Annotated in this window: 23 protein-coding genes; 15 read left to right on the top strand and 8 right to left on the bottom strand. The window is 65.5% G+C overall.

Annotated features, from left to right (window positions below):
* Positions 1 to 3: 3 nt before the first annotated feature.
* A complete protein-coding gene (locus E8E91_RS02890; protein ID WP_280374518.1) occupies positions 4 to 747 on the bottom strand; it encodes an SDR family oxidoreductase in 744 nt (247 codons plus the stop codon).
* 126 nt (positions 748 to 873) lie between these two features.
* Here E8E91_RS02890 and E8E91_RS02895 point away from each other — a divergent pair, with 126 nt between their 5' ends.
* Together E8E91_RS02895 and ptrC are read left to right on the top strand one after the other, a co-directional pair.
* On the top strand, positions 874 to 1,785 hold the full coding sequence (locus E8E91_RS02895) for a LysR family transcriptional regulator (protein WP_280374519.1): 912 nt from the start codon (positions 874 to 876) through the stop codon (positions 1,783 to 1,785).
* Positions 1,786 to 2,027: 242 nt separating this feature from the next.
* Complete coding sequence (gene ptrC / locus E8E91_RS02900; protein ID WP_151133456.1) at positions 2,028 to 2,222, top strand: type III secretion system co-regulatory protein PtrC; 195 nt, start codon at positions 2,028 to 2,030, stop codon at positions 2,220 to 2,222.
* 18 nt (positions 2,223 to 2,240) lie between these two features.
* On the opposite strand, the gene E8E91_RS02905 is transcribed toward ptrC, so the two are convergent.
* The 4 genes from E8E91_RS02905 to E8E91_RS02920 form a co-directional block, all read right to left on the bottom strand.
* A complete protein-coding gene (locus E8E91_RS02905) occupies positions 2,241 to 4,484 on the bottom strand; it encodes a xanthine dehydrogenase family protein molybdopterin-binding subunit (RefSeq protein WP_280374520.1) in 2,244 nt (747 codons plus the stop codon).
* Positions 4,485 to 4,495: 11 nt separating this feature from the next.
* Positions 4,496 to 4,954, bottom strand: a complete 459-nt coding sequence (locus E8E91_RS02910; RefSeq protein ID WP_190834118.1) for a (2Fe-2S)-binding protein — start codon at positions 4,952 to 4,954, stop codon at positions 4,496 to 4,498.
* Between the two features lie 101 nt (positions 4,955 to 5,055).
* The gene (locus E8E91_RS02915; RefSeq protein ID WP_280374521.1) at positions 5,056 to 5,985 is read right to left on the bottom strand and encodes an AraC family transcriptional regulator; all 930 of its coding nucleotides are present in this window, start codon (positions 5,983 to 5,985) and stop codon (positions 5,056 to 5,058) included.
* 197 nt (positions 5,986 to 6,182) lie between these two features.
* Complete coding sequence (locus tag E8E91_RS02920; protein WP_280367399.1) at positions 6,183 to 7,205, bottom strand: zinc-dependent alcohol dehydrogenase family protein; 1,023 nt, start codon at positions 7,203 to 7,205, stop codon at positions 6,183 to 6,185.
* Between the two features lie 162 nt (positions 7,206 to 7,367).
* Between E8E91_RS02920 and E8E91_RS02925 the strand changes: the two genes are divergently transcribed.
* The 6 genes from E8E91_RS02925 (at position 7,368) to E8E91_RS02950 (ending at position 15,427) form a co-directional block, all read left to right on the top strand.
* Positions 7,368 to 8,285, top strand: coding sequence for a LysR family transcriptional regulator (locus E8E91_RS02925; protein ID WP_280374522.1), 918 nt, complete (start codon positions 7,368 to 7,370; stop codon positions 8,283 to 8,285).
* A gap of 296 nt (positions 8,286 to 8,581) precedes the next feature.
* Entirely contained in the window at positions 8,582 to 9,826 is a 1,245-nt protein-coding gene (gene mexE, locus E8E91_RS02930; RefSeq protein WP_280374523.1) for a multidrug efflux RND transporter periplasmic adaptor subunit MexE, read from the top strand.
* A gap of 11 nt (positions 9,827 to 9,837) precedes the next feature.
* Positions 9,838 to 13,026: an efflux RND transporter permease subunit gene (locus E8E91_RS02935; RefSeq protein ID WP_280374524.1), complete on the top strand. Its 3,189-nt coding sequence runs from the start codon at positions 9,838 to 9,840 to the stop codon at positions 13,024 to 13,026.
* Positions 13,023 to 14,417, top strand: coding sequence for a TolC family protein (locus tag E8E91_RS02940; RefSeq protein WP_280374525.1), 1,395 nt, complete (start codon positions 13,023 to 13,025; stop codon positions 14,415 to 14,417). Before E8E91_RS02935 ends, E8E91_RS02940 begins: the two co-directional genes overlap by 4 nt.
* Positions 14,418 to 14,633: 216 nt before the next feature.
* Complete coding sequence (locus E8E91_RS02945; protein ID WP_280367410.1) at positions 14,634 to 14,825, top strand: hypothetical protein; 192 nt, start codon at positions 14,634 to 14,636, stop codon at positions 14,823 to 14,825.
* Between the two features lie 146 nt (positions 14,826 to 14,971).
* Positions 14,972 to 15,427: a hypothetical protein gene (locus E8E91_RS02950; RefSeq protein ID WP_280374526.1), complete on the top strand. Its 456-nt coding sequence runs from the start codon at positions 14,972 to 14,974 to the stop codon at positions 15,425 to 15,427.
* A gap of 6 nt (positions 15,428 to 15,433) precedes the next feature.
* Here E8E91_RS02950 and E8E91_RS02955 read toward each other — a convergent pair whose 3' ends face one another.
* A complete protein-coding gene (locus tag E8E91_RS02955; RefSeq protein ID WP_190834127.1) occupies positions 15,434 to 15,796 on the bottom strand; it encodes a DUF3509 domain-containing protein in 363 nt (120 codons plus the stop codon).
* A gap of 396 nt (positions 15,797 to 16,192) precedes the next feature.
* Between E8E91_RS02955 and E8E91_RS02960 the strand changes: the two genes are divergently transcribed.
* Together E8E91_RS02960 and E8E91_RS02965 are read left to right on the top strand one after the other, a co-directional pair.
* Positions 16,193 to 16,534, top strand: coding sequence for an FKBP-type peptidyl-prolyl cis-trans isomerase (locus E8E91_RS02960; RefSeq protein WP_151133444.1), 342 nt, complete (start codon positions 16,193 to 16,195; stop codon positions 16,532 to 16,534).
* 410 nt (positions 16,535 to 16,944) lie between these two features.
* Complete coding sequence (locus E8E91_RS02965; protein ID WP_280374527.1) at positions 16,945 to 17,604, top strand: glutathione S-transferase family protein; 660 nt, start codon at positions 16,945 to 16,947, stop codon at positions 17,602 to 17,604.
* Here the strand turns inward: E8E91_RS02965 and E8E91_RS02970 are convergent.
* Positions 17,562 to 18,479, bottom strand: coding sequence for a LysR family transcriptional regulator (locus E8E91_RS02970; protein ID WP_280374528.1), 918 nt, complete (start codon positions 18,477 to 18,479; stop codon positions 17,562 to 17,564). The genes E8E91_RS02965 and E8E91_RS02970 overlap by 43 nt on opposite strands.
* A gap of 97 nt (positions 18,480 to 18,576) precedes the next feature.
* Between E8E91_RS02970 and E8E91_RS02975 the strand changes: the two genes are divergently transcribed.
* From E8E91_RS02975 to E8E91_RS02985, 3 genes are all read left to right on the top strand, one after another.
* Positions 18,577 to 19,107: an N-acetyltransferase family protein gene (locus tag E8E91_RS02975; protein WP_280374529.1), complete on the top strand. Its 531-nt coding sequence runs from the start codon at positions 18,577 to 18,579 to the stop codon at positions 19,105 to 19,107.
* A 1-nt stretch (position 19,108) separates the two neighbouring features.
* A complete protein-coding gene (locus E8E91_RS02980; protein ID WP_280374530.1) occupies positions 19,109 to 20,257 on the top strand; it encodes an MFS transporter in 1,149 nt (382 codons plus the stop codon).
* A gap of 118 nt (positions 20,258 to 20,375) precedes the next feature.
* Positions 20,376 to 21,080, top strand: a complete 705-nt coding sequence (locus tag E8E91_RS02985; protein ID WP_280374531.1) for a glutathione S-transferase N-terminal domain-containing protein — start codon at positions 20,376 to 20,378, stop codon at positions 21,078 to 21,080.
* A gap of 149 nt (positions 21,081 to 21,229) precedes the next feature.
* On the opposite strand, the gene E8E91_RS02990 is transcribed toward E8E91_RS02985, so the two are convergent.
* On the bottom strand, positions 21,230 to 21,811 hold the full coding sequence (locus E8E91_RS02990) for a DUF4157 domain-containing protein (protein ID WP_280374532.1): 582 nt from the start codon (positions 21,809 to 21,811) through the stop codon (positions 21,230 to 21,232).
* Positions 21,812 to 21,955: 144 nt separating this feature from the next.
* Here E8E91_RS02990 and E8E91_RS02995 point away from each other — a divergent pair, with 144 nt between their 5' ends.
* Positions 21,956 to 23,383 (top strand): mechanosensitive ion channel family protein, encoded by a 1,428-nt coding sequence (locus E8E91_RS02995; RefSeq protein WP_280374533.1) that lies wholly within the window; start codon positions 21,956 to 21,958, stop codon positions 23,381 to 23,383.
* A gap of 98 nt (positions 23,384 to 23,481) precedes the next feature.
* Complete coding sequence (locus E8E91_RS03000) at positions 23,482 to 24,114, top strand: hypothetical protein (protein WP_280374534.1); 633 nt, start codon at positions 23,482 to 23,484, stop codon at positions 24,112 to 24,114.
* Positions 24,115 to 24,118: the final 4 nt, after the last annotated feature.

A 24,118-nucleotide genomic window follows, 5' to 3' on the forward strand; every position in this document is an offset into this window, starting at 1 on the left:
GGATCAGAAATCCTGGACCGTTGGCCGCAGTACCACTTCGCTGATGTCCACGTCGGCCGGCTGTTCGATGGCGTAGGCGATGGCCCGCGCCACGGACTCGGCCGGAATGGCCATCTTGTAGAACTCGCCCAGGGCCTGGCTGCTTTCCTCGTGGGAGCTGCCGTGCTTCAGCTCGGAGTCCACTGCGCCGGGGGAGATCACCGTGGTACGGATGCTGCCACCGACCTCATGGCGCAAACCTTCGCTGATGGCGCGTACCGCGAACTTGGTGGCGCTGTAGACCGTACCACCCGGGCTGAACACCTTGATCCCGGCCACGGAGGCGACGTTGATGAAATGCCCGCTACCCTGCTTGCGGAACAGCGGCAGCGCCGACGCCACGCCGTGGAGTACGCCCATGACGTTGATATCGAACATGCGCGACCACTCGTCGACCTTGACCTCGTCCATGGGCGCGATGGCCATCAGACCGGCGTTGTTCACCAGCACATCGACACGGCCAAAGCGCTGGACCGCGCCTTCGATCAGCGCAGCCACCTGGCTGGCGGAGGTGACGTCGGTGGCGATGGCCAGGGCTTCGCCGCCAGCGGCTTCGATTTCGGCGACCAGGCCTTGCAGGCGCTCGACCCGACGCGCACCGAGTACCACCTTGGCGCCCAGGGATGCCAGGTGGCGGGCGGTGGCTTCGCCCAACCCGCTGCTGGCACCGGTAATGACCACGACCTTGGTGGAAATGTTGTTGCTCATGAGGGCACTCCCAGGAAGCCCGGAGTCGGGATGAATCCGGTAACTGGGCGCCAGTATCGGGAAGGTATTGCCGACACTGAATGGAATAGTCAGGATTTTGAAATTCCACAAAATGGAACACCGAACATGTTCAATCGCATCGAACTGCTGCGCATCCTCTGTGTCGCCGCGGAAACCCCGAGCTTCCGCGAAGCCGCTACCCGCCTGGGTGCCTCACCGCAAACCGTGACCCGCGCCATCAAGGACCTCGAAGACCAGTTCGGCGAACCGCTGTTCCACCGCAGCACCCGCCATGTGCAGATCACCGTCTTCGGCGAGCGTCTCGCCAGCCAGGCACGCGAAGCCCTGGCCGGCCTGGATCAGCTGTTCCAGCAACATGGCGGCAAGCGCGAAGAGGAGTTGGCCGGGCGCGTGGGCATCGCCGCGCCCCGTTCGGTCGGGCGGCGCTTCCTGCTTCCCGTGCTGGCGCAGATCGCCCGCGAGCATCCGCGCATCCATTTCGACATGCGCCTGTCCGACCAGCTCACCGATTCGGTCGAGCAGCAGATCGACCTCGGCGTACGCATCGGCTTCATCCGCGACCGTCGCTACATCGCGCGGGCAGTTGCGCAGATTCCGCTACTGGTGGTGGGCACTCCGGAACTACTGCAGCGCCATGGCGCGCCGAAATCGCTGGACGATCTACACCAGTTGCCCACCACTGCGCTGATCGACAACAACACCGGCCGTGTCTGGCCCTGGATGTTCGCCAACGGGCAACAGATCCAGCCGGCCAACGCCGCGTTCTGCACCGACGACCAGGAAAACGAAGTGGAGGCCGTACTGGCCGGCATCGGCTTCGGCCAGTTGCCCATCTACCTGGCCGAACCGCACCTGCGTGCGGGCCGTCTGGTGCCCGTTTTACAGGACCAGGCGCCGCCGCCCTGGGAGATGTTCATCTACCGCCCGCAGCAGGGCCCCGTACCGTCCCGGGTGAGGCTGGTGCACGACTTGCTGGTGCAGCACCTGTCCGATCCGGCCTTTGTGCCGCAGGGCTGACTGGACAGGATGAATTCGGAAATCTTGTAGGAGCGAGCTTGCTCGCGCAGGATCGGCACAGACTGTTCGCGAGCAAGCTCGCTCCTACGACTTTGGCAGTAAGCCAGGGCAGCGGATCAAGGTCACGTCATGCCATCGACGGGAATGATGTTCACCATCACCCCCTTTCAATTCCGCGCTGGATGCACCGGCGTCACTATCGCTCCATCGGCCTTGCGGCCAACCGGAACGAGATCAACGCCATGTCTGCCGACCCTCGAATCAGCGACAGCCTGTACCAGGTCACCCACGTGACCCTCGACGAACTCCGCCTGCACTTCGAAACCGAAGTGGTGGTCAGCCTGGATGACGGCCGCCTGGCCGTGCGCGAGGCCCCGACTCCAGTGGCGGAGCGCAAGGCCCTGCGCGAACTGATCTACGCCAGCCAGGCCGCCTGATTCCCTCGGCAGCCTGTATCAGGCCTGCTGCACCTGCCGAGGCAGCGGCAGCTTGTAGATGCGCTGCCCCACGGCCGCATAGATCGCATTGGCCACTGCCGGCGCGATGGGCGGCACGCCCGGTTCCCCTACCCCGGTTGGCGCTTGCGCCGATGGCACGATGTGCACCTCCACCACCGGCATCTCGTTGATCCGCAGCACCTGGAAATCGTGGAAGTTGGATTGCTCGACCACGCCCTCCTTCAAGGTGATGGCGCCGTGCAGCGCAGCCGCCAGGCCGTAGCCGATCCCGCCTTCCATCTGCGCGCGGATCACATCCGGATTGACCGCCAGGCCGCAATCCACCGCACAGACCACCCGGTCCACCTTGAAGCTTCCGTCCGCCTTGACCGTCACCTCCGCGACCTGGGCGACGAAGGAGCCGAACGACTCGTGCACGGCAATTCCGCGGCCACGCTTTTCGCCCTCCGCTCCCGGCTTCAACGGCTGGTCCCAGCCGGCTTTCTGCGCGGCCAGCTCCAGCGCACCGAGATGGCGCGGCTTCTTGCCCAGCAGTTCGTGACGGTACGCGTAGGGGTCCTTGCCGGCAGTGGTGGCCGCCTGGTCGACCAGGGTTTCCACCGCATAGGCGGTATGGGTATGTCCCACTGAGCGCCACCATTGAACCGGGACGCTGATGTCATCCGGCGTATGCAGCTCCACCTGCAAGTTAGGCACCGCGTAGGACAGGTTGGCCGCTCCCTCGACCGACGTGTGGTCGATGCCTTCCTTCACCATCGCCCCCTCGAAGGCCGTTCCCTTGAGGATGGACTGACCCACCACGCGCTGGTGCCAGCCCTGCAACTTGCCTTCGCTATCCAGCGCCAGGCGGGCACGGTGCAGATAGGCAGGGCGGAAGAAACCGCCGTGGGTGTCATCCTCGCGGGTCCAGACCAGTTTCACCGGCACCTCGTGCCCCTTGGCTCGGGCCGCCTTGGCGATGGCCACGGCCTCCAGCAGGTAATCCGACTGCGGATTGGCACGACGGCCGAAACTGCCGCCGGCGTAGAGCTGGGTCAGGCTGACCTTCTCCACCGGAATGCCCAGGTACTTGGCAATGGCCAGTTGGTCCACCGTCTGGAACTGCTCGCCGTTCCACACATCGCACTGGCCGGCGGAAATCTTCACCAGGCAGTTCATCGGTTCCATGGCGGCGTGGGCCAGATAGGGGAACTCGTAGTCGGCCTCGATCAACTTGGCCGGTTGCGCCAGGGCTGCCGCAATGTCGCCCTGCTTGCCGGCGATCAGCCCTTCCTTGCTCGCTGCCTCGCGGTAACGGGCGAAGATCTCCTCGCTGCCCAGCTTGAATGCCTTGCTTTCGTCCCACTCCACCACCAGGGCGTCACGCCCCTGGCGCGCGGCCCAGGTGTTCTTCGCCAGCACCGCCACACCGGCCCGGCCATGGGGCGTGTCCTTGAACTCCACCACCTCGACCACGCCGGGCACGGCCTTGGCCTTGCCCGCATCGACGGACTTCGGCACCCCGCCGAAACGCGGCGGGTAGGCGACCACCGCCACCAGCATGCCGGGCAGCTTGAAGTCCTGGGTGAAGGTGGCGCTGCCGTCGGTCTTGTCGGCGCTGTCCTTGCGAGACAGGCGCTCCTGGCCGATCAGCGTGAATTCCTTGGGCGATTTGAGCTTCACCTCGCTCGGCAGCGGCTGGTGCGCCGCGGCTTCGGCCAGTTCACCGAATCCGGCCTGCTTGCCGGATGCGGCATGGCTGACCACGCCCTTGCTCACGCTGATCTCCGCAGCCGGCACCTTCCATTGCTCGGCGGCAGCGGCCACCAGCATGGCGCGGGCGCTGGCACCCGCCTTGCGCATCTGCTCGAAGGAGTTGGCGATGGCCGAGCTGCCGCCGGTGCCCTGCATCGGGCCGAAGGCGAGGTTGTTGTAGAGCGCGGCGTTGGCTGGTGCGCCCTCGACGCGCACCTGGCTCCAGTCGGCATCCAGTTCCTCGGCCAGCAGGGTGGCCAGACCCGTGTAGGTGCCCTGCCCCATCTCCACATGCTTGGCGAGGATGGTCACGCTGCCATCTCCGGCGATACGGACGAAGGCGTTGGGCGCAAAGGGTTCGGCGGTGGCAGCCAGCGCTTCGCCACCCCGCAGCAGCGGTGCGAAGGCGATGCCGAGGGCGAAGCCGCCGCTGCCCTTGAGGAAGGTGCGCCGGCTGACATTGAGAATGCCGCTGGCCGCCCGGGTTTCGATTTCGAAGGTGCCCATGTCGATTCTCCTCAAGCCAGGGTGCCGGCGGCTTCATGGATGGCGGCGCGAATCCGCACGTAGGTGGCGCAGCGGCAGATATTGCCGCTCATGGCCGCGTCGATATCGGCATCGCTCGGTTTTGGATTGCCCCGCAACAGCGCAGTGGCGGACATGATCTGCCCGGACTGGCAGTAACCGCACTGCACCACGTCGAGCTTGCGCCAGGCGGCCTGCACGGCCTTGCCCACCGGGTCTTCGCTCACGGCCTCGACCGTGGTGATCTTCTTGCCCACCACCGCCGAAACCGGCGTGACGCAGGAGCGGGTCGCCTGGCCGTCGATATGCACGGTGCAGGCACCGCACAGGGCCATGCCGCAACCGTACTTGGTGCCCGTCAGATTGGCGACGTCGCGCAGGGCCCATAACAAGGGCATGTCCGCGGGCACGTCGAGTTCGTGGTCCTTGCCGTTCAGGTTGAGAGTAATCATCAGGCTCACCACCTCTGTCTGGATGGTTCAGGAAAAGCCGCTCGGCAACGCCGAGGGCATTCAGGATAAGGATGGTCCAGGGCGCCCCTGCCGGGGCGGTTTCACGCCGACTGGCGCAGGCGCGCAATGTCCCGCACGGGCGGTGCGCCGAACAGCCGGCTGTATTCGCGGCTGAACTGCGATGGGCTTTCGTAGCCCACCCGGCCGCCGGCGCTGGCGGCGTCCAGGGCTTCCACCAGCATCAGCCGGCGCGCCTCCTGCAGACGCAACTGCTTCTGGAACTGCAGCGGGCTCATGGCCGTCATCGCCTTGAAGTGGTGATGCAGCGCCGAGGCGCTCATGTTCACCTCGCTGGCCAGGCGCTCGATCTGCAGCGGCTGGTGAAAGTTCTTCCGCAACCAGTTCACCGCCCGGCCGATGCGGTGGCCCTGGGTGCCGCTGCTGGCGATCTGGCGCAGCTGCGCGCACTGCTCGCCGCGCAGCAGGCGGTAGAGAATCTCGCGGCGCACCAGCGGCGCTAGCGCGGGGATGTCTTCGGGGGTATCCAGCAGCCGCACCAGACGCAGCACGGCGTCCTGCAACGAATCGCCCAATCCGCTGACCGACAGGCAGCGCGGACAGGATTGCGGCACGGGCGTGGGAATCGGCAGCTCCATCAGCAGGGTGCTGATTTCCTTCGGGTCGAGTTCCAGACGCAGGCTGAGGAACGGCACCTCGGGGCTGGCCTCGGTGACCTGACCGATCACCGGCAGGTCAACGGACACCACCAGGTATTCCGACGGCCCGTAGTAATAGGTTTCGTCCCCCAGCAGTACTTTCTTGCGCCCCTGTACAACCAGGCCGAGGGCCGGCTCGTAAAGGCAGTGCAGCGGCTCGCTGGGCTGGGTGGCGCGATACAGGATGAGGCCCGGAATGGCAGTTTCCAGCAGGCCGCCCTGGCGGGTGAATCGTTCAATGATCCGCACCAGCTCCTGCTGCTGGCGCGCGACGGAGTCGGATTCCTGAGTGGCGAGGAATGCATGTGCATTCATGGTTTGGACCCTCGGGGAAGATGGGCCAACTCTACCCATGGCTTGCAGGCTCGTCTCGCGCTTGGCAGTGGTTCAGGAGGATCAGGCAATAATCCAGCAGGATTCGGCTATCGACCCGGCCGCCTCGCGCGGCACACTGCCCAACATTCCACAACAAGACAGATTCGGGGCGGACCCAACGGCCCGCCCCGCCTTCCTCAGTCGGCAACCTTCATCACCACACGCCCACCTGCCGGGCAGGTTTCCATGTGACGGTTGGCCTCGACGAAGTCCTCGAACGCGAATACGCGATCAATCGGAGGCTTCAACAGATGATCACGGGTCATCTGGTTGATATGGTCCAGCGCCCGCTTGACCGAAGCCTCATTAGCCTCGATGCCCAGCTCCGGAGAACCGGTGAAGTCGAGTACGCAATGACGATAGAACTGCAGATGTTTCTTGAACGCGGCGCAGGCCGGGAACGCGGTGTCGTTGCCGCCGTTGCAGCCATAGACCACCAGCTTGCCGCGCTGCGCGGCGACGTCGCCCAGAAGCTTCATCTGCTGGCCGGCGCACTGGTCCAGGACCACTTCGACGCCTTTGCCCTGGGTGAAGCGCTCGACTTCCAGGACCAGGTCCTGCTCTTCGGTGACGATGATCTTGTCGGCACCCAATTGCTTGAGGAAGGCACGGCTTTCCGGGTAGCTGGTGGAGGCGATGACCTTGGCACCCAGCGCCTTCGCGAGCTGTACCGTCTGCGGTGCCAGGCAGTGCCCGGCCTCGGTGACCAGGACGTGCTGACCAGGCTTCACGCCGCCCAGGTCGACCAGGGCGAAATAGGCCATCAGCAGTGCCGTGTAATGAATGCTGGCTTCCTCCGGCGTCAACGCGTCGGGATAGGCCACCAGGCCGCTACGCGGCATCAGGACCAGGTCGCCCCAGGCCGGATGCTGGCTCGGCGTACTGGCCGGGAAGCTGGCAACGGGCGTGCCGACGGCCAGGTCTTCAACGCCCTCGCCAACGGCTTCCACGATGCCGGCCATCTCGGAACCAAGGCCGGAAGGTAATTTCGCCGCCTGTTCGGCCGCCAGGTTCTGCCGCCAGAGCACGTCCCTCCAGCCCACACCCAGGGCCTGGGTACGCACCAGCACTTCACCCGGCCCCGGAACGGGGGTCGGCAGCTCATCCAGTTGGAGGACTTCAGGGCCTCCGAACTGATGGAAACGGATCATGCGGGACATCACATACCTCGCCTGTTGACTCTTCATAGCCACGGACTCTATCCGGGCTTTATCCACAAAACCACCCGCAGCCATTGATAGTTGTCATAAACGGCGATGATGTGAGCCTTGACGACCGGACCGGGGAATTGCACCTTTCACACATTAATTACGGATGATTCCATGAACCGGAACGACCTGCGAAGAGTTGACCTCAACCTTCTTATAGTGTTCGAGACGCTCATGCATGAGCGCAGCGTGACACGCGCAGCGGAAAAGCTCTTCCTCGGCCAGCCGGCGATCAGCGCGGCGCTGGCGCGACTGCGCACCCTGTTCGACGATCCGCTATTCGTCCGTACCGGCCGCAGCATGGAGCCCTCGGCGCGAGCCGTGGAAATCTTTGCCCTCCTCTCCCCGGCCCTGGACTCCATCTCCACTGCCGTCAGCCGTGCCGCCGACTTCGACCCGGCCACCAGCAATGCGGTGTTCCGCATTGGCCTGTCGGACGACGTGGAGTTCGCCCTGCTTCCTGCCCTGCTCCGCCGCCTGCGCGCCGAAGCTCCTGGCGTGGTGCTGGTGGTACGGCGCACCAACTACCTGTTGATGCCCAACCTGCTGGCCTCCGGCGAAATTTCCGTCGGCGTCGCCTACACGGAGGAACTGCCGGCCAACGCCAAGCGCAAGACCTTGCGACGCTCCAAGCCCAAGCTGCTGCGCGCCGACTCGGTGCCCGGCGCGCTGAGCCTGGACGACTACTGCGAACGGCCCCACGCCCTGGTGTCCTTCGCCGGCGACCTGGGTGGCTTCGTCGACGAGGAACTGGCCAAGGTAGGCAAGACCCGCAAGGTCGTGCTCGCCGTGCCGCAGTTCAATGGCCTCGGCACCCTGCTCTCGGGCACCGACCTGGTGGCCATGGTGCCGGACTACACCGCCTCCGCCCTGACTGCCGCCGGCGGCCTGCGCGCCGAGGACCCGCCCATGCCGACCCAGGCATTCGAGCTGTCCATGGCCTGGCGCGGCGCCCAGGACAACGACCCCGCCGAGCGCTGGCTGCGTTCGCGCATCCAGATGTACTGCGGCGATCCGGATAGCTTGGAATAGCCGCCCCCACAAGCCTGCTCCTCTGTGTGGGGGCGCAGCTTTTCCTGTAGGGGCGAATTCATTCGCCAAGCAGGCCGAAGGTCTGCCCATCAACCATTCCGGGGCTGCTTCGCACCCCTTGGCGATTGAAATCGCCCCTACAATTCTTGATCCAGCTACAAACCATCAACGTTCCCATAACTCCACCCTGATCAATCACTTCCAGTGATATTCATCTTCAGGGCATTCGATTCGTCTGGTCGAATCCCAGCTTGCAGACTCCGCCCATTCATAAAACCAATTGGCGGAGCTGTCCCATGGAAGCACTTCACAAGAATCTCTGGCGTTACCCACTTACCCTTGCGGCAGCAGTGGTACTGGTCGCCTGTGGCAAGGCACCGGAAGCCAACCTCAACCACGCAGCCCCCAAAGTCTCCGTCGCCGAGGTGATCGAGCAGCCCCTCAACGAGTGGGATGAGTTCACCGGCCGCCTGGAAGCCCCCGAATCCGTCGAAATCCGTCCGCGCGTTTCCGGCTACATCGATCGCGTGGCCTTCGACGAAGGCAGCCTGGTGAAGAAAGGCGACCTGCTGTTCCAGATCGACCCGCGCCCCTTCGAGGCCGAGGTCAAGCGCCTGGAGGCCCAGCTGCAACAGGCCCGCGCCAACCAGGGCCGAGCCGCCAACGAAGCCCGCCGCGGCGAACGCCTGCGTCAGACCAACGCCATCTCCGCCGAACTGGCCGACGCCCGCACAACTGCCGCTGTCGAAGCCCAGGCCGCCGTCGCCGCCACCCAGGCGGAACTCGACAACGCCAAGCTCAACCTCAGCTTCACCCGCGTGACCGCGCCCATCGATGGCCGCGTCAGCCGTGCCGAAATCACCGAAGGCAACCTGGTCAACGCCAGCCAGTCGCTGCTGACCTCGGTGGTGTCCACCGACAAGGTCTACGCCTACTTCGACGCCGACGAGCGCGCCTTCCTCAAGTACGTGGAACTGGCCCGCAAGACCGGCTCCGACACCCGCGCCGCCAGCCCTGTCTACATGGGCCTGTCCAGCGAAACCGGCAACCCGCACCTGGGCCAGCTGGACTTCCTCGACAACCAGGTCAACCCGCGCACCGGCACCATCCGTGGCCGCGCCGTGTTCGACAACAAGGACGGCCGCTTCACCCCCGGCCTCTACGCCCGCATCAAGCTGGTGGGCAGCGAGACCTACCCGGCCGCGCTGATCAAGGACGAAGCCATCGGCACTGACCTCGGCAAGAAGTTCGTCCTGGTGCTCGGTGACGACAACAAGGTCAATTACCGCTCCATCGAGCTGGGTCCGAAGCTGGAAGGCCTGCGCATCGTCCGCAACGGCCTGGCCAAGGGCGAGAAGATCGTCGTCAACGGCCTGCAGCGCGCCATGCCGGGCGCCCCGGTGGAACCGGAAGCCGTGCCCATGGCCGACGAAGCCACCCTCGACCAGTTGGCCCGCCTGCGCCAGTCCGTGGAAGAGCGCGACGCCCCGCGCGTTGCCGAGCAGAACGCCACCAAACCTTCCGTCGGTCCGCGCGGCTGAGGTAGCACGACATGAATTTTTCCCAGTTCTTCATCCAGCGGCCGATCTTCGCCGCCGTGCTGTCGCTGCTGATCCTGATCGGCGGCGCCATCTCGCTGTTCCAGCTGCCCATCAGCGAATACCCCGAAGTGGTTCCGCCGACGGTAGTGGTACGCGCCACCTTCCCCGGCGCCAACCCCAAGGTGATCGGTGAAACCGTCGCCTCGCCATTGGAGCAGGCCATCGTCGGCGTGGAAGGCATGCTCTACATGTCCTCCCAGGCCACCGCGGACGGCAAGCTGACCCTGACCATCACCTTCGCCCTGGGTACCGACCTGGACAACGCGCAGGTGCAGGTGCAGAACCGCGTGACCCGTACCGAGCCCAAGCTGCCGGAGGAAGTCACCCGGATCGGCATCACGGTGGACAAGGCCTCGCCCGACCTGACCATGGTCGTGCACCTGACCTCGCCCGATAACCGCTACGACATGCTCTACCTGTCCAACTACGCCGCGCTCAACGTCAAGGACGAGCTGGCGCGCCTGGACGGCGTGGGTGACGTGCAGCTGTTCGGCATGGGCGACTACTCCCTGCGTGTGTGGCTGGACCCGAACAAGGTGGCCTCGCGCAACCTGACCGCTACTGACGTGGTCAACGCCATCCGCGAGCAGAACCGCCAGGTGGCCGCCGGTGCCCTTGGTGCGCCGCCGTCCAACGCCGGCAACAGCTTCCAGCTCTCGATCAACACCCAGGGCCGACTGGTCACCGAGGAAGAGTTCGAGAACATCATCATCCGTTCCGGTGAAGACGGCGAAATCACTCGCCTGAAGGACATCGCCCGTGTCGAGCTGGGCTCCAGTCAGTACGCCCTGCGCTCGCTGCTGAACAACCAGCCGGCCGTGGCCATCCCGGTATTCCAGCGCCCCGGTTCCAACGCCATCGAGATTTCCGATGCCGTCCGGGCACGCATGGCCGAGCTGAAGCAGAACTTCCCCCAGGGCATGGACTACGAAATCGTCTATGACCCGACCATCTTCGTGCGCGGCTCCATCGAGGCGGTGGTCCACACCCTGCTCGAAGCCATCGTGCTGGTGGTGCTGGTGGTGATCCTGTTCCTGCAGACCTGGCGCGCCTCGATCATTCCGCTGGCCGCCGTACCGGTATCGCTGATCGGTACCTTCGCGGTGATGCACCTGTTCGGCTTCTCGTTGAACGCCCTGTCGCTGTTCGGCCTAGTGCTGGCCATCGGCATCGTGGTGGACGACGCCATCGTGGTGGTGGAGAACGTCGAGCGGAACATCGGCCTCGGCAAATCCCCCATCGACGCCACCCGTCAGGCCATGAAGGAAGTGACCGGCCCGATCATCGCCACCGCCCTCGTGCTGTGCGCCGTGTTCGTACCGACCGCCTTCATCTCCGGCCTCACCGGGCAGTTCTACCAGCAGTTCGCCCTGACCATCGCCATTTCCACGGTGATCTCGGCCTTCAACTCGCTGACCCTGTCGCCGGCCCTGGCCGCAGTGCTGCTGAAGGATCACCACGCGCCGAAAGACCGCTTCTCCCGCGTGCTCGACAAACTGTTCGGCGGCTGGCTGTTCGGCCCGTTCAACCGGATGTTCGAGCGTGCCGGTGGCCGCTATGTCGGCACCGTGCGCCGTGTGCTGCGTGGCAGCAGCATCGCCCTGGTGGTGTACGGCGGCCTGCTGGTGCTCGGCTACCTGGGCTTCTCCAGCACCCCGACCGGCTTCGTGCCGCAGCAGGACAAGCAGTACCTGGTGGCCTTCGCGCAACTGCCGGATGCCGCCACCCTGGACCGCACCGAGGCCGTGATCAAGCGCATGTCGGAGATCGCCTCCAAGCATCCGGGCGTGGAAAACACCGTGGCCTTCCCGGGCCTGTCCATCAACGGTTTCACCAACAGCCCGAACAGCGGCATCGTGTTCACCCCGCTCAAGCCCTTCGATGAGCGCAAGGACCCGTCCATGTCCGCTGGCGCCATCGCGGCCGAGCTGAACAAGCAGTTCGCCGACATCCAGGACGCCTACATCGCGATCTTCCCGCCGCCCCCGGTACAGGGCCTCGGCACCATCGGCGGCTTCCGCCTGCAGGTCGAAGACCGTGGCAACCTGGGCTACGAAGAGCTGTACAAGCAGACCCAGAACATCATCGCCAAGGCGCGCCAGCTGCCGGAGCTGAACCCCATGTCGGTGTTCACCAGCTACCAGGTCAACGTGCCCCAGGTAGATGCCGCCATCGACCGCGAGAAGGCCAAGACCCACGGCGTGGCCATCAGCGACATCTTCGACACCATGCAGGTGTACCTGGGTTCGCTGTACGCCAACGACTTCAACCGCTTCGGCCGCACCTACCAGGTCAACGTGCAGGCAGAGCAGCAATTCCGCCTGGAGCCCGAGCAGATCGGCCAGCTGAAGGTGCGCAACAACCGTGGCGAGATGATCCCGCTGTCCACCTTCGTCAAGGTGGAGAACAGCTCGGGCCCTGACCGCGTGATGCACTACAACGGCTTCATCACCGCCGAGATCAACGGCGCTGCGGCCCCCGGCTACAGCTCCGGCCAGGCCGAAGCGGCGATCGCCAAGCTGCTGGACGAAGAACTGCCCAACGGCATGACCTACGAGTGGACGGACCTGACCTTCCAGCAAATCCTCGCCGGCAATACCGCGGTGTTCATCTTCCCGCTCTGCGTGCTGCTGGCCTTCCTGGTGCTGGCCGCCCAGTACGAGAGCTGGAGCCTGCCGCTGGCGGTGATCCTGATCGTGCCGACCGTGCTGTTCTCCGCCATCACCGGGGTGATCCTGGCCGGTAGCGACAACAACATCTTCACCCAGATCGGCCTGATCGTACTGGTGGGCCTGGCGTGCAAGAACGCCATCCTCATCGTCGAGTTCGCCAAGGAGAAACAGGAAGAAGGCCTGGACCGCATCGCTGCCGTCCTGGAAGCCTGCCGCCTGCGTCTGCGCCCGATCCTGATGACCTCCATCGCCTTCATCATGGGTGTGGTGCCCCTGGTGATCTCCTCCGGCGCCGGCGCGGAAATGCGCCATGCCATGGGTGTAGCGGTGTTCAGCGGGATGATCGGCGTGACCTTCTTCGGACTGCTGCTGACCCCGGTGTTCTATGTCCTGATCCGCGGCTTCGTCGAGAAGGGCGAAGCCCGCAAGGCCGCCCGCGCCCAGAAACTGAAGGAAGCCCACGCATGATGTACAAGGCTTTTGCCCCTGCCCTGCTGGCCCTGGCGCTCTCCGCCTGTGCCGTAGGCCCGGACTACAAGGCCCCGGAAAGCGAGCCCGCGCGGCTCGCCTCCTCGGAGGCTGTGAAGGTCGATCGCACCCGCTTCGAGAGCCTCTGGTGGCAACAGTTCGACGACCCGACCCTGAATCAGTTGGTGCAGGAGTCGCTGAAGGAAAACCGCGAGCTGCGCGTGGCCTTCGCCCGCCTCAAGGCCGCCCGCGCCATCCGCGATGACGTCGGCAACGACCAGTTCCCGGTGGTCACCGCCGGTGCCAGCGCCGAGATCGGCAAGGGCCAGCAACCCGGCCTCACCGAAGAGCGGGTCAATGCCGAGCGTTACGACCTGGGCCTGAACATGGCCTGGGAACTGGACCTGTTCGGCCGCATCCAGCGGCAGATCGAGGCCAGCGAAGCGGAAACCGACGCGGCCCAGGCCGACCTGCAACAGTTGCAGGTCAGCCTTATCGCCGAGCTGGTGGACGCCTACGGCAACCTGCGCGGGGCCCAACTGCGTGAACGCATCGCTCGCGACAACCTGGAAAACCAGCGCGAATCCCGAGCCCTGACCGAGCAACTGCGCGATGCCGGTGTCGGTAGCGAACTGGACGTGTTGCGCGCCGATGGCCGCCTGGCCGCCACCGAAGCCAGCGTGCCGCAACTGCAGGCCGAGGAAGCCCGCGCCCGCAACCGCATCGCCACCCTGCTTGGCCAGCGCCCGGAGCAGCTGACCGTGGACCTGTCGCCCAAACCGCTGCCGGTGATCGCCAAGGAACTGCCCATCGGCGACCCCGCCGAGTTGCTGCGCCGCCGTCCGGATGTCCGCTCTGCCGAGCGCCAGTTGGCCGCCGCCACCGCTGGTGTGGGCGTGGCTACTGCCGACCTGTTCCCCCGCGTAAGCCTTTCCGGCTTCCTCGGCTTCACCGCCGGGCGCGGTTCGCAGATCGGTTCCTCCGCCGCCCGCGCCTGGGCCGTGGCACCGACCATTTCCTGGGCGGCCTTCGACCTCGGCAGCGTCCGGGCTCAGATCCGTGCCTCCGAAGCCGACGCCGAGGGCGCGCTGGCCAGCTACGAGCAGCAGGTGCTGCTGGCCCTGGAAGAGTCGGAGAACGCCTTCAGCGATTACGGCAAGCGCCAGGAGCGGCTGGTGTCCCTGGTGCGCCAATCGGAAGCCACCCGCGCTGCCGCCGAACAGGCCGCAACCCGTTATCGCGAAGGCACCGTGGACTTCCTCGTGCTACTGGACGCCGAACGCGAGCGGCTGGCCGCCGAAGATGCCCAGGCCCAGGCCGAAACGGATGTCTATCGCGGCATCGTCGCCATCTACAAGGCTCTCGGCGGCGGCTGGCAGCCGCAGGCCTGACCCTTTCCTCCCTTGCCCGGCCTCCCCCGGCCGGCAACTTCACCCCGCGGAGTCGAGCTCCTCACCGTGGGGCTTTTTATTCAGGTCCGCGTGGGCATCCGCGGGCGACCGGCAACGCCGGCCACCCGGGGCCCACGGACCGTTTCAAGGACGGATGCAACGAATTCGGAGATTGCTCTGGATACCCCAACCCTTGATCTCGACAGGAGACCGACCATGAAAACCCTGATCACTACCGCCACCCTGCTTGCCGTAGCCCTTTCCACCGGTAGCGCAATGGCCTCGGGCGGCGCCGAGCGCACCACGGCCCGCATCGAGAAACGTCTCGCGCAGATCGAGCAGAAGCGCAAGGCACAGGAAGAAGTCGCGCAGCAGAAAGAACTCGCTGAAAAAGCCAAACGCAGCTGAGCTGCTGGGAAGGGACAGGTTCGCCTGTCCCTTCTCGCCTGTTGAACGAGCGCCTGGTCCCACCTCCACGACCGCTGGCGCCACCGCTCTTGCCCGTGTGGCTTGCGCCGGCTAGCGTCATCCCGACTTCAGACGACGCCAGCGCCATGCCCACCGACGCCCAGATCCTCGCCAGCATCGATGCCGCCTTCGGCGACAGTCCGCGCCCAGAGCACTTCACCCATTACCGTCACTGCTGCGAATGCGCCGAGCATGACGAGCTGTTGCGCAGCCGCGACCGCGACACCCTGCAGCATGCCGATGTCGGCAATGCCGGCTGGGACCCGATCTGCTTCTGCTCGCCCGAAGGCATCGCCTATTACTTCCCTGCCCTGGCGCGCTTCGCACTGGCCGAACCGGTACCGGAACTGGACTGGTATGGCTGGCAGATGGTCTTCCACCTCGACTATGGAGGCGCGGAAAACGCCTTCTTCCAGCACTGCGGCCCGGGCCAACGCAAGGCCGTGGCCGGACTGCTTGCGCACCTGCTCGATACCCGTACCGCGTTGCTGGAAATGGACGCCGACAGCGCCCTGCGCGCCCACGGCGTCTGGGGCGGCTGACGCGCCTCAGCGAGCCTGCGTCCGGCGGCTCTGTTGCTCCAGGGCTTGTTTGCGCCGCGTCACCAGGGTCTTGGCTGCCGTCAGGTGGACGGGGCCACCCTGATAGGTGGGCAGTTCGCGGGATACCCAATCAATGCCCTTGTCGTGCCAGTGCACGTCTCCGGCTTCCAGCTTCAGGTCCCGCTGCAACTCGTGGATCACCTGGCGTACGCGCTCATCGCTGTAGAAGGCCTCGCTGTCGATGGCCTTGCGCAAGGGCTTGCCGTCCTGTCCCACCAAGGTGAGCAGCAACGAACCATCGGGACGTGGCTGGACCGTTACCTCGTGCTGCGGAAAGGCGTCGTAAAAGGCGGTGAATGGCAGCTTCATCCGGGACTCTCCTGTCTGGTTGTCGCACCCCTGTACCTAGCGAAGGGCGTGCCCAAACCGGTGTTTCAGGGGATTCCTTGGGAATCAGCCACATGGACCCGAGGCTCCAGAGTGGGCGACGGGAAACTTGCACGATTGCCCTGCATCAGGTCATGCAGGATGCACGAAACCGGATTGCGAAAAGTCATGGGGGACCGTTTCCTCGGCTGACGCACCTGTTGCCAGCACGTCCGATTCCTGCGAAAAGGCTGCCCGCGAATGGCCACACGCAACCAACGAATCAAGGTTCACGATCGTAGGGTGTGCCGCGCGCACCGGCACATCGCGGCAACGCCGGAGTCTCATGACCACGTCCACAGGGGGTGGTTTTCCACGTTCAAATCAAGGAGCACACCCATGGGTGACGAACTGCAGATAACCGATATCCAGCTGGGCGACGGCAAGGAAGTGGTCAAGGGCGCCCTGATCACCACCCAGTACCGGGGCACGCTGGAGGACGGCACCGAGTTCGACTCCTCCTACAGCCGCGGCAAACCCTTCCAGTGCGTGATCGGCACCGGCCGCGTGATCAAGGGTTGGGACATCGGCCTGATGGGCATGAAAGTTGGCGGCAAGCGCAAGCTCTACGTCCCCGCGCACCTGGCCTATGGCGAGCGCCAGATGGGTGCCCATATCAAGCCCAACTCCAACCTGCTGTTCGAGATCGAGTTGCTGGAAGTGCTGACCCGGGACGACTGAGCCACCGCCGTAGCCCGGGGGTGGACCTGCGTCCAATCGTTGGTGCGCACGGCGCACCCTACCAGGTCAGTTGCGCCGTGCGCCCAGGGTGACTGTAGGGTGCGCCAAGCGCACCGCTTTGCACCGTGCCCAGGAGGCTCGCAGGGCGGCCGGTTACAGGCTTGTGGCCTGGAACCGCCGCCGAACCGCATGGGAAGGGAGAGCATGCCCGGCAATCGTGTCACCGGACGGCGGCAGGATACCGGGCATTTCTGTCAGCAAGCTGTCAGCTACCCTGCAATGCATCTCTGCGTGCGAGCGGCTGGTCGAGCCGAACGTCGGGCAGTTCCAGCTCGACGGTGGAACGGCAGTCGATTTCGTTGCGCGACAATCGACCAGTCAGCGAATCCGAACCTTCACAGGAGTCGCCCATGTCACTGCAATTGTTCGCCCACCCCTTCTCTTCCTACTGCCAGAAGGTACTGATCGCGCTCTACGAGAACGACATTCCGTTCCGCATGCGCCTGCTTTCCCCGGACGACCCAGCCACCTACGAGGAATTCCAGCGACTCTGGCCGATGCAGCGCTTTCCCCTGCTGCTCGACGGCGAGCGGGCGGTGATGGAGTCGAGCATCATCATCGAGTACCTGCAGCAGCATCATGCCGGGCCAGTGAAGCTGATTCCCGAAGCAGCGGACGCGGCGCTGGAGGTGCGGATGCTCGATCGTTTCTTCGACTGGTACGTGATGACGCCGATGCAGAAACCGGTGCTGAACAGCCTGCGCCCGGAAGACCAGCGCGACGCGTGCGGCGTGGAAGATGCCAAGCGCCTGCTGGAACGCAGCTACACCTGGCTCGACGAAAAGCTCGCGGGCCGCACCTGGGCCGTCGGCGAGTCCTTCAGCCTGGCCGACTGTGCGGCGGCGCCATCGTTGTTCTATGCCGACTGGGTGCATCCGATCGACGGGGCCTTCGGCAATCTGCGCGCCTATCGGCAACGCCTGCTGGCCCATCCGTCCGTCGCCCGCGCGGTGAACGAAGCGCGCCCCTACCGGCCGCTGTTCCCGCTGGGTGCACCGGATCGCGACTGAGCCAACCCTTCCAGCGCTTCCACCACCTTGCGCAACCCGGCCCCCACGGGTTTGTCCTGACGCAGCACCAGCCCCAAGGTGCGCGACAGTTCCGGGGCCAACGAATGCACCTCCAGGCCGCGCCGATGGTGCGCGGCCTTGACCGCCATGCTCGGCACGATGCTGCAGCCGAGCCCCGCCGCCACCATTTCCTTGATGGCCTCGATGCTGCCCAGCTCCATCACGGCCCGTGGGCGCAGGCCGGCCTGGAGGAACCAGTCGTCGATCAGCAGACGCGTACTGCTGCCCGGCTCGAAGAGCACCAGCGGCCGTTCCGCGAGGTCCCGCGGCAAGACCTGCGCGGGCAACGCCCCGACCGCCGAGATGGCGACGAATTCGTCCCGCAGCAACGGCTGCACATGCAGACTGCGGCCCGCCGCCGGTAGCGTCACCAGGCCGATATCCAGGCGGTTCTCGATCACCGCAGCGACCACGTCGTCGGTATTGCCGGTACTGACGCGAATATCCAGCGCCGGAAAACGTCGGCGCATGTCCTTCAGCAAGGGCGGCAACAAGTGGATGCAAGCCGTGGCACCCGTGCCAATGGCCACCTGCCCGGCCACGCCCAGGGCATGGCTGGACATGTCCTGCAGCGCCTCTTCCACCAGATCGTCGATGCGCCGGGCATGCTCCAGCAGCCTCTCACCTGCGGAGGTGGCCTTGAGCCGCTTGCCGACGCGCTCGATCAGGCGCACGTTCAAACGGTGCTCCAGCTGGCGAATCTGCAGGCTGACCGCCGGCTGCGTCAGGCCGAGGCGCTCCGCAGCGGCAGAAAAGCTCCCGGCGGTGATGACCTCGATGAAAGTGTGCAATTGGTCCAGGTTGAGGCGGCGCATATCAAAGTTTCACTTATGCATCGAATAACACTTGAAAGCTTCACTAAGACTACGGCCAGCCCCATCATTTCGCCATCCGTTGCCGATGGGCCAAACCATGAATCCGATCCTCCTGCGTGACGCCACCCCCGCCGACCTCCCGGCCATCCAGTCCATCTATGCACCCCACGTGCTCCACGGTTCGGCCAGCTTCGAGATGGAAGTCCCGGGCCTGAACGAGCTGGGCGTGCGATTGGCCAGGGTGCGGGACGCGGGCCTGCCCTATCTGGTGGCTGAGCTGGATGGCGAAGTCGTGGGCTACGGCTACGCCGCGCCCTATCGCCCGCGCCCGGCCTACCGCTTCACCGCGGAAGACTCGGTCTATGTCCGCGACGGCCTGGAAGGGCGCGGTATCGGCCGGCTGCTGCTGGAGCGGCTGATCCAGCGCTGCGAACAGCAGGGTTACCGGCAGATGATCGCCATGGTCGGCGACAGCGGGAACCTGGCCTCCGTGGGACTGCACGAACGCCTGGGCTTTCGCCGCGTCGGCGTGCTGGAGAACGTCGGTTTCAAGCATGGCCGCTGGCTGGATTGCGTGATCCTGCAGCGGGGTCTGGGAGACGGCGCCGGCACCCTCCCCGGCCAATGACATGTCATCGCTGGTCCTGCGCTTGGGCCTGGCCCAACTGATCAACTGGGGCGCGTCCTTCTACCTGCCCGGTGCCTTTGCGTCCACCATCATCCGCGATACCCATTGGCCGGCCACCCTGGTCCACGGTGGACTCTCCCTCGCCCTGCTGGTCATGGCGCTGGTGTCACCCCTGAGCGGGCGCTGGATCGACCGTTTCGGCGGGCGCCGGGTGATGTGCGCCGGCAGCCTGCTGAACGCCGCCGGTTGCCTGTTGCTCGCTACCAGCACCACACCGGTTCATTACCTCGCCGCCTGGCTGGTGCTCGGTGCGGGCATGCGCCTGTCGCTCTACGACGCGGCCTTCGCCACCCTGGCCGCGATCCTCGGGCAAGACGCGCGCCGGGCGATGGTGCAGATCACCCTGTTCGGCGGGCTGTCCACCAGTCTGTTCTGGCCCCTGGGAGGCTGGCTGGCCGACAGCTTCGGCTGGCGCACGGGCCTGGTCTGCTTCGCCACTTTCGCCATGCTCGGCTGGACCTTGCTGCTGGGACTGCCGCCAATGGCCCGAGTGCGCCCGGCGGGGACGACGCGGAGGGTTGCCATCGACCTGTCTCGCCGCCCAGCCCGGCTCTATGGGCTGGCCATGGCGCTGATCGCCTTTCTCGCTTCGGGCCTGTCCGCACACCTGACCGGCCTGCTGGCCGGCCACGGTCTGCCCATCGCCCTCGCCGCGCTCTGGGGCATCGGCCAGGTGGCTGCGCGGTTGGTGGAAAGTCTGCAGACCAGGCCCATTCCGGCGCTGCGTCTCAACCTCTGGGTGGGCGTCGCCCTGCCGGCCTGTTTCACCCTGGGCCTGGCGGGGCTCGGTTCAGCGCCGCTGGCTGGGCTCTTCGTACTGGCCTATGGCGCCCTCAACGGCCTGGCGACCCTGCTCCGCGCCAGCCTGCCACTGGAGCTGTTCGCCAACGACACCTATGCCAGGGCCCTGGGACGCCTGCTCGCACCAGCCTTCGCCCTCGCCGCCGTGGCGCCCTGGGCGTATGCGCTGCTGCGCACCCGGGCCGGCGACCTGGCCATGCTCTGGCTCTCCCTGGCCATTGCCCTGGGCGTCATGCTGACGGCGCTCGCGCTGTATCGAGTACCGAGAGTCGAACTCGCCGAGAAGTGAACCGCCATGAATCGCCGCGTCAGTGGGAAGGACTGTTCCGCCATTGGAGCCTTTCGCCAGGTGGCCGCTCGCGAGTAAGGTGGCCCATCCGCTCCTCGATCTGAACAGGATGTCCCCCATGAGTGATCTGTCGGCTTTCACCATTACCCGCAAATGGCCCGCGACCCAGCCGGATCGCCTGCAGCTCTATTCCCTGCCGACGCCCAACGGCGTCAAGGTCTCGATCATGCTGGAGGAGACCGGCCTGCCCTACGAGCCGCACCTGGTCAGCTTCGAGCGCAACGACCAGATGTCGCCGGAGTTCCTCTCCCTCAACCCGAACAACAAGATTCCCGCGATCATCGACCCCAACGGGCCGGATGGCCGCCCGCTGCCGCTGTTCGAGTCCGGCGCCATCCTCATCTACCTGGCGGACAAGACCGGCCAGCTGATTCCGCAGGACGCCGCCGGCCGCTATGAATGCATCCAGTGGCTGATGTTCCAGATGGGCGGCATCGGCCCGATGTTCGGTCAGCTCGGCTTCTTCAATAAATTCGCTGGCAAGGACTACGAGGACAAGCGCCCCCGCGACCGCTACGTGCAGGAATCCGCGCGCCTGCTGGCGGTGCTCGACCAGCGCCTGGAAGGCCGCAACTGGATCATGGGCGAGCAGTACAGCATCGCCGACATCGCCACCTTCCCCTGGGTGCGCAACCTGATCGGTTTCTACGAAGCGGGCGAGCTCGTGCAGTTCGAGCGTTTCACCAATGTACAGCGCGTGCTGGACGCCTTCCTGTCGCGCCCGGCAGTGATACGCGGCCTGGGGATTCCGAAGCGGGATTGAATCCACGGCGCGCCCCACCGTAGGGTGCGCCATGCGCACCGATTCGGCGTCACATGAGCAACAGTCGTGGCTCCAATATCGGTGGTGCGCGCGGCGCATCCTACGGACTGCACAGCCCCTTGCGATTGAAATCGCCCCCACGGTCGCGGCTATCTGCCTTGTAGCGCCTTCGTCACCCTGGACTGCATCTCGTAGGCCGGTTCCTCCACCGCGTCGGCGTCCTCGGTATAGCGCCTGGAGAACTCCTCCACACCCCATTCCCGGTACTGCTGCACGTGCTTGAGCTCATGGGCCCAGAGCGCCACATCGTGCAACGCGCCTTCCTGGTTACGGAAGAGAATGATGTCCACCAGGGTGACGGCCTTGGTATCCGGGTCATTGAGCATGGCGCCGGCGGCACCCAGCTCGCTGCGATCCCCTACGCGATAGCGCACCGCATCCAGCACGGCGGCGTCGTAGTAGCGCGTCAATTGCCGACGGATGTCGGGCGGTATCGGTTGTACGCCCGCAGCTTCGGCATCGGCGCGGGCCTGCACCAGCCAATGCTGCATGGCACCAGCGGCCACGCGGGTCACTTCATCCGGCAATGGGCCCAGCACTTCACGGGTGTCCGGCAGGCAGATACAGGCGGTCACGCAGACCTCGTACTGACCGGGCGGGCACGCCTGGGCCGCAGCCCCCAGGCAGCAGGCCCCCAACGCCACCATCACCCTCGAAGCCCGGCTGGCCATTCGACCCTCCCCTGCAGGCTCGTCCCTGCAATGAATCAGACCCCGCGCCAGGGCGGATGTCCCCAGCCACCCGGCAGACGCCCCCGTATCAGGCGCCCCGGCGCTCTGCTAACGTGACGCAGGCTCACTCGCGGAAGGGAATTCATGCTCGCATTCATTCAGAACCACCCCCTGGTGTTCGGCGCCGTCCTGATCCTGCTCGACCTCACAGTCTGGCGCGTCATTCCGGCCGAGCAGCGGACCTTGAGGGTGCTCTGCCGCCTGGCGCTGTTCCTGCTCTTCAGTACCGTGATCATCGAGGCGGGCATGAGCCCCCTGCAGCCGCCGCCCTGGCCGGAACCCACCCTCAACCTGGTGGCCACCGCGATGGAAATCGGCTGGTGGCTGTACGGCGCCCGCACCGCCACCGTGGTACTGGGCCTGCTGATGCCGCGTATCGGCCATGCGGGCCGGCTGCTGCAGGACGTGATGGGTGCGGTGATCTTCCTGGTGGCGATAGTGGCTGCGGCGGCCTACGTGATGCAGCTGCCGGTGAAGGGGCTGCTGGCCACCTCCGGGGTCATGGCCATCGTCATCGGCCTCGCCTTGCAGAGCACCCTGAGCGACGTGTTCTCCGGCATCGTCCTCAACACCACCAAGCCCTACCAGCTGGATGACTGGATCTCCATCGACGGCACCGAAGGCAAGGTTGTGGAAATCGACTGGCGCGCCACCCACCTGCTCACCAACAAGGGCAGCACGGTGGTGATCCCCAACTCGGTGGCGGCCAAGACCAAGGTGCACAACTTCAGCCGCCCCTACGAGCTGACCAACGTCGCCATCAGCCTGCGGGTATCCACCCAGGTGCGCCCGCGCCGGGTGCTGGATGCGCTGGAGAAGACAGTGCAGGGCATCAGCGCCCTGCTGGCCGATCCCAAGCCCAAGGTCGCGATCAAGGAGTCGGACCTGGAATCCATGGAGTACGAGGCCAGTGGCTTCATCCGCACCGGCCAGAACAAGACCGAAGTCCGCAACCTGATGTTCGACCTGGCGCACCGGCACCTGGAAGCCGCCGGCATCGCCTTCAGCAGCGAGGCCGCTCCGCAGCCCTGGTCACGACCGCGTCTGCTGCTGGAAGACGTGAAGATCTTCCGCGCCCTGAGCAGCGAAGAGAAAGACACACTCAGCCAGGTCATGGCGCCCCTGGCGTTCTCCGCCGGCCAGGTGGTACTGGAACTGGGCGAGGTCGCCGATGGCCTGCTGGTGATAGGCACCGGCGTCGTCTCGGCGTCGGTACCCGACGGCACCGGCATGCTCGAAGCCGGACGCATGGGGCCGGGGGAAATCCTCGGCGAGGAAGGCATCGCCAACGACGCGCCGTCCCAGGCACGGTTCACCGCCCTGTCCTCCTGCGTGCTCTACCGCATTGAACGGGACGCCATCCGCAACTGCCTGGATGCGCGCGTCGAAGTCCGCGCCGCCATCACCCGACTGCGCACCTTTCGCGAACAGGCCAGCCGCAACCTGCTCCTGCAGAAACCTCAGGCAATCAAGAAAGGCGGCTTCCTCAGCTGGCTGCAGAAAAGACAGTAGCCCGCACCGTTCGGCGGATTTCCTGGCAAAACCAATAATGGCATTTTTTTATGCTTTAATTGTTTTTGTAGGACAATCTGCAATCCGAGGAGCCCGTCATGAAATTCAGGACACTGGCCTTACTGCTACTTGTCACGCTTGCCCAACCCCTCTGGACCCAGGCCGCCCAGGAGCCGGCGAAGGTCACCGGCGACAGCCCCGCACTGACCACCCGCCTGGCCCTGCGCGACCTCTGGGTGGAACACATCTTCTGGACCAGGAATTACGCCTTCGCCAACCAGCAGCACCAGAAGAAGGAAGCCGAGGCAGCCGCCACCGAAGTGGTCGCCAACGCCAAGTCCATCGCCAACAGCATCGCCCCGCTCTACGGCCAGCCGGCGGCTGACCAGTTGCTGGAACTGCTGGCCGGCCACTGGAGCGCCGTGAAGCATTACAGCGATGCCAGCGTGGCCAAGGATGCCGACGGCAAGAAGGCCGCCGTCAACGACATGACCCGCAATGCCCAGGGCATCGCCAAATTCCTCTCCAGCGCCAACCCCAACCTGCCGGAAGATGCGCTTGTGAGCATGCTGGGCGCCCACGGTGGGCACCACGTGGCCCAGATGGATGCCCTGGCCAAAGGTGACTTCGCCGGCGAAGCCAAGAACTGGGCGGCGATGCGCCAACACATGCAGGTTCTGGCCGACACGCTGACCGCAGCGCTGGTCAAGCAGTTCCCGGACAAGTTCTGAGATA

It is taken from the genome of Pseudomonas sp. BN515, assembly GCF_029873155.1.
In the GTDB taxonomy this organism is placed as follows: domain Bacteria; phylum Pseudomonadota; class Gammaproteobacteria; order Pseudomonadales; family Pseudomonadaceae; genus Metapseudomonas.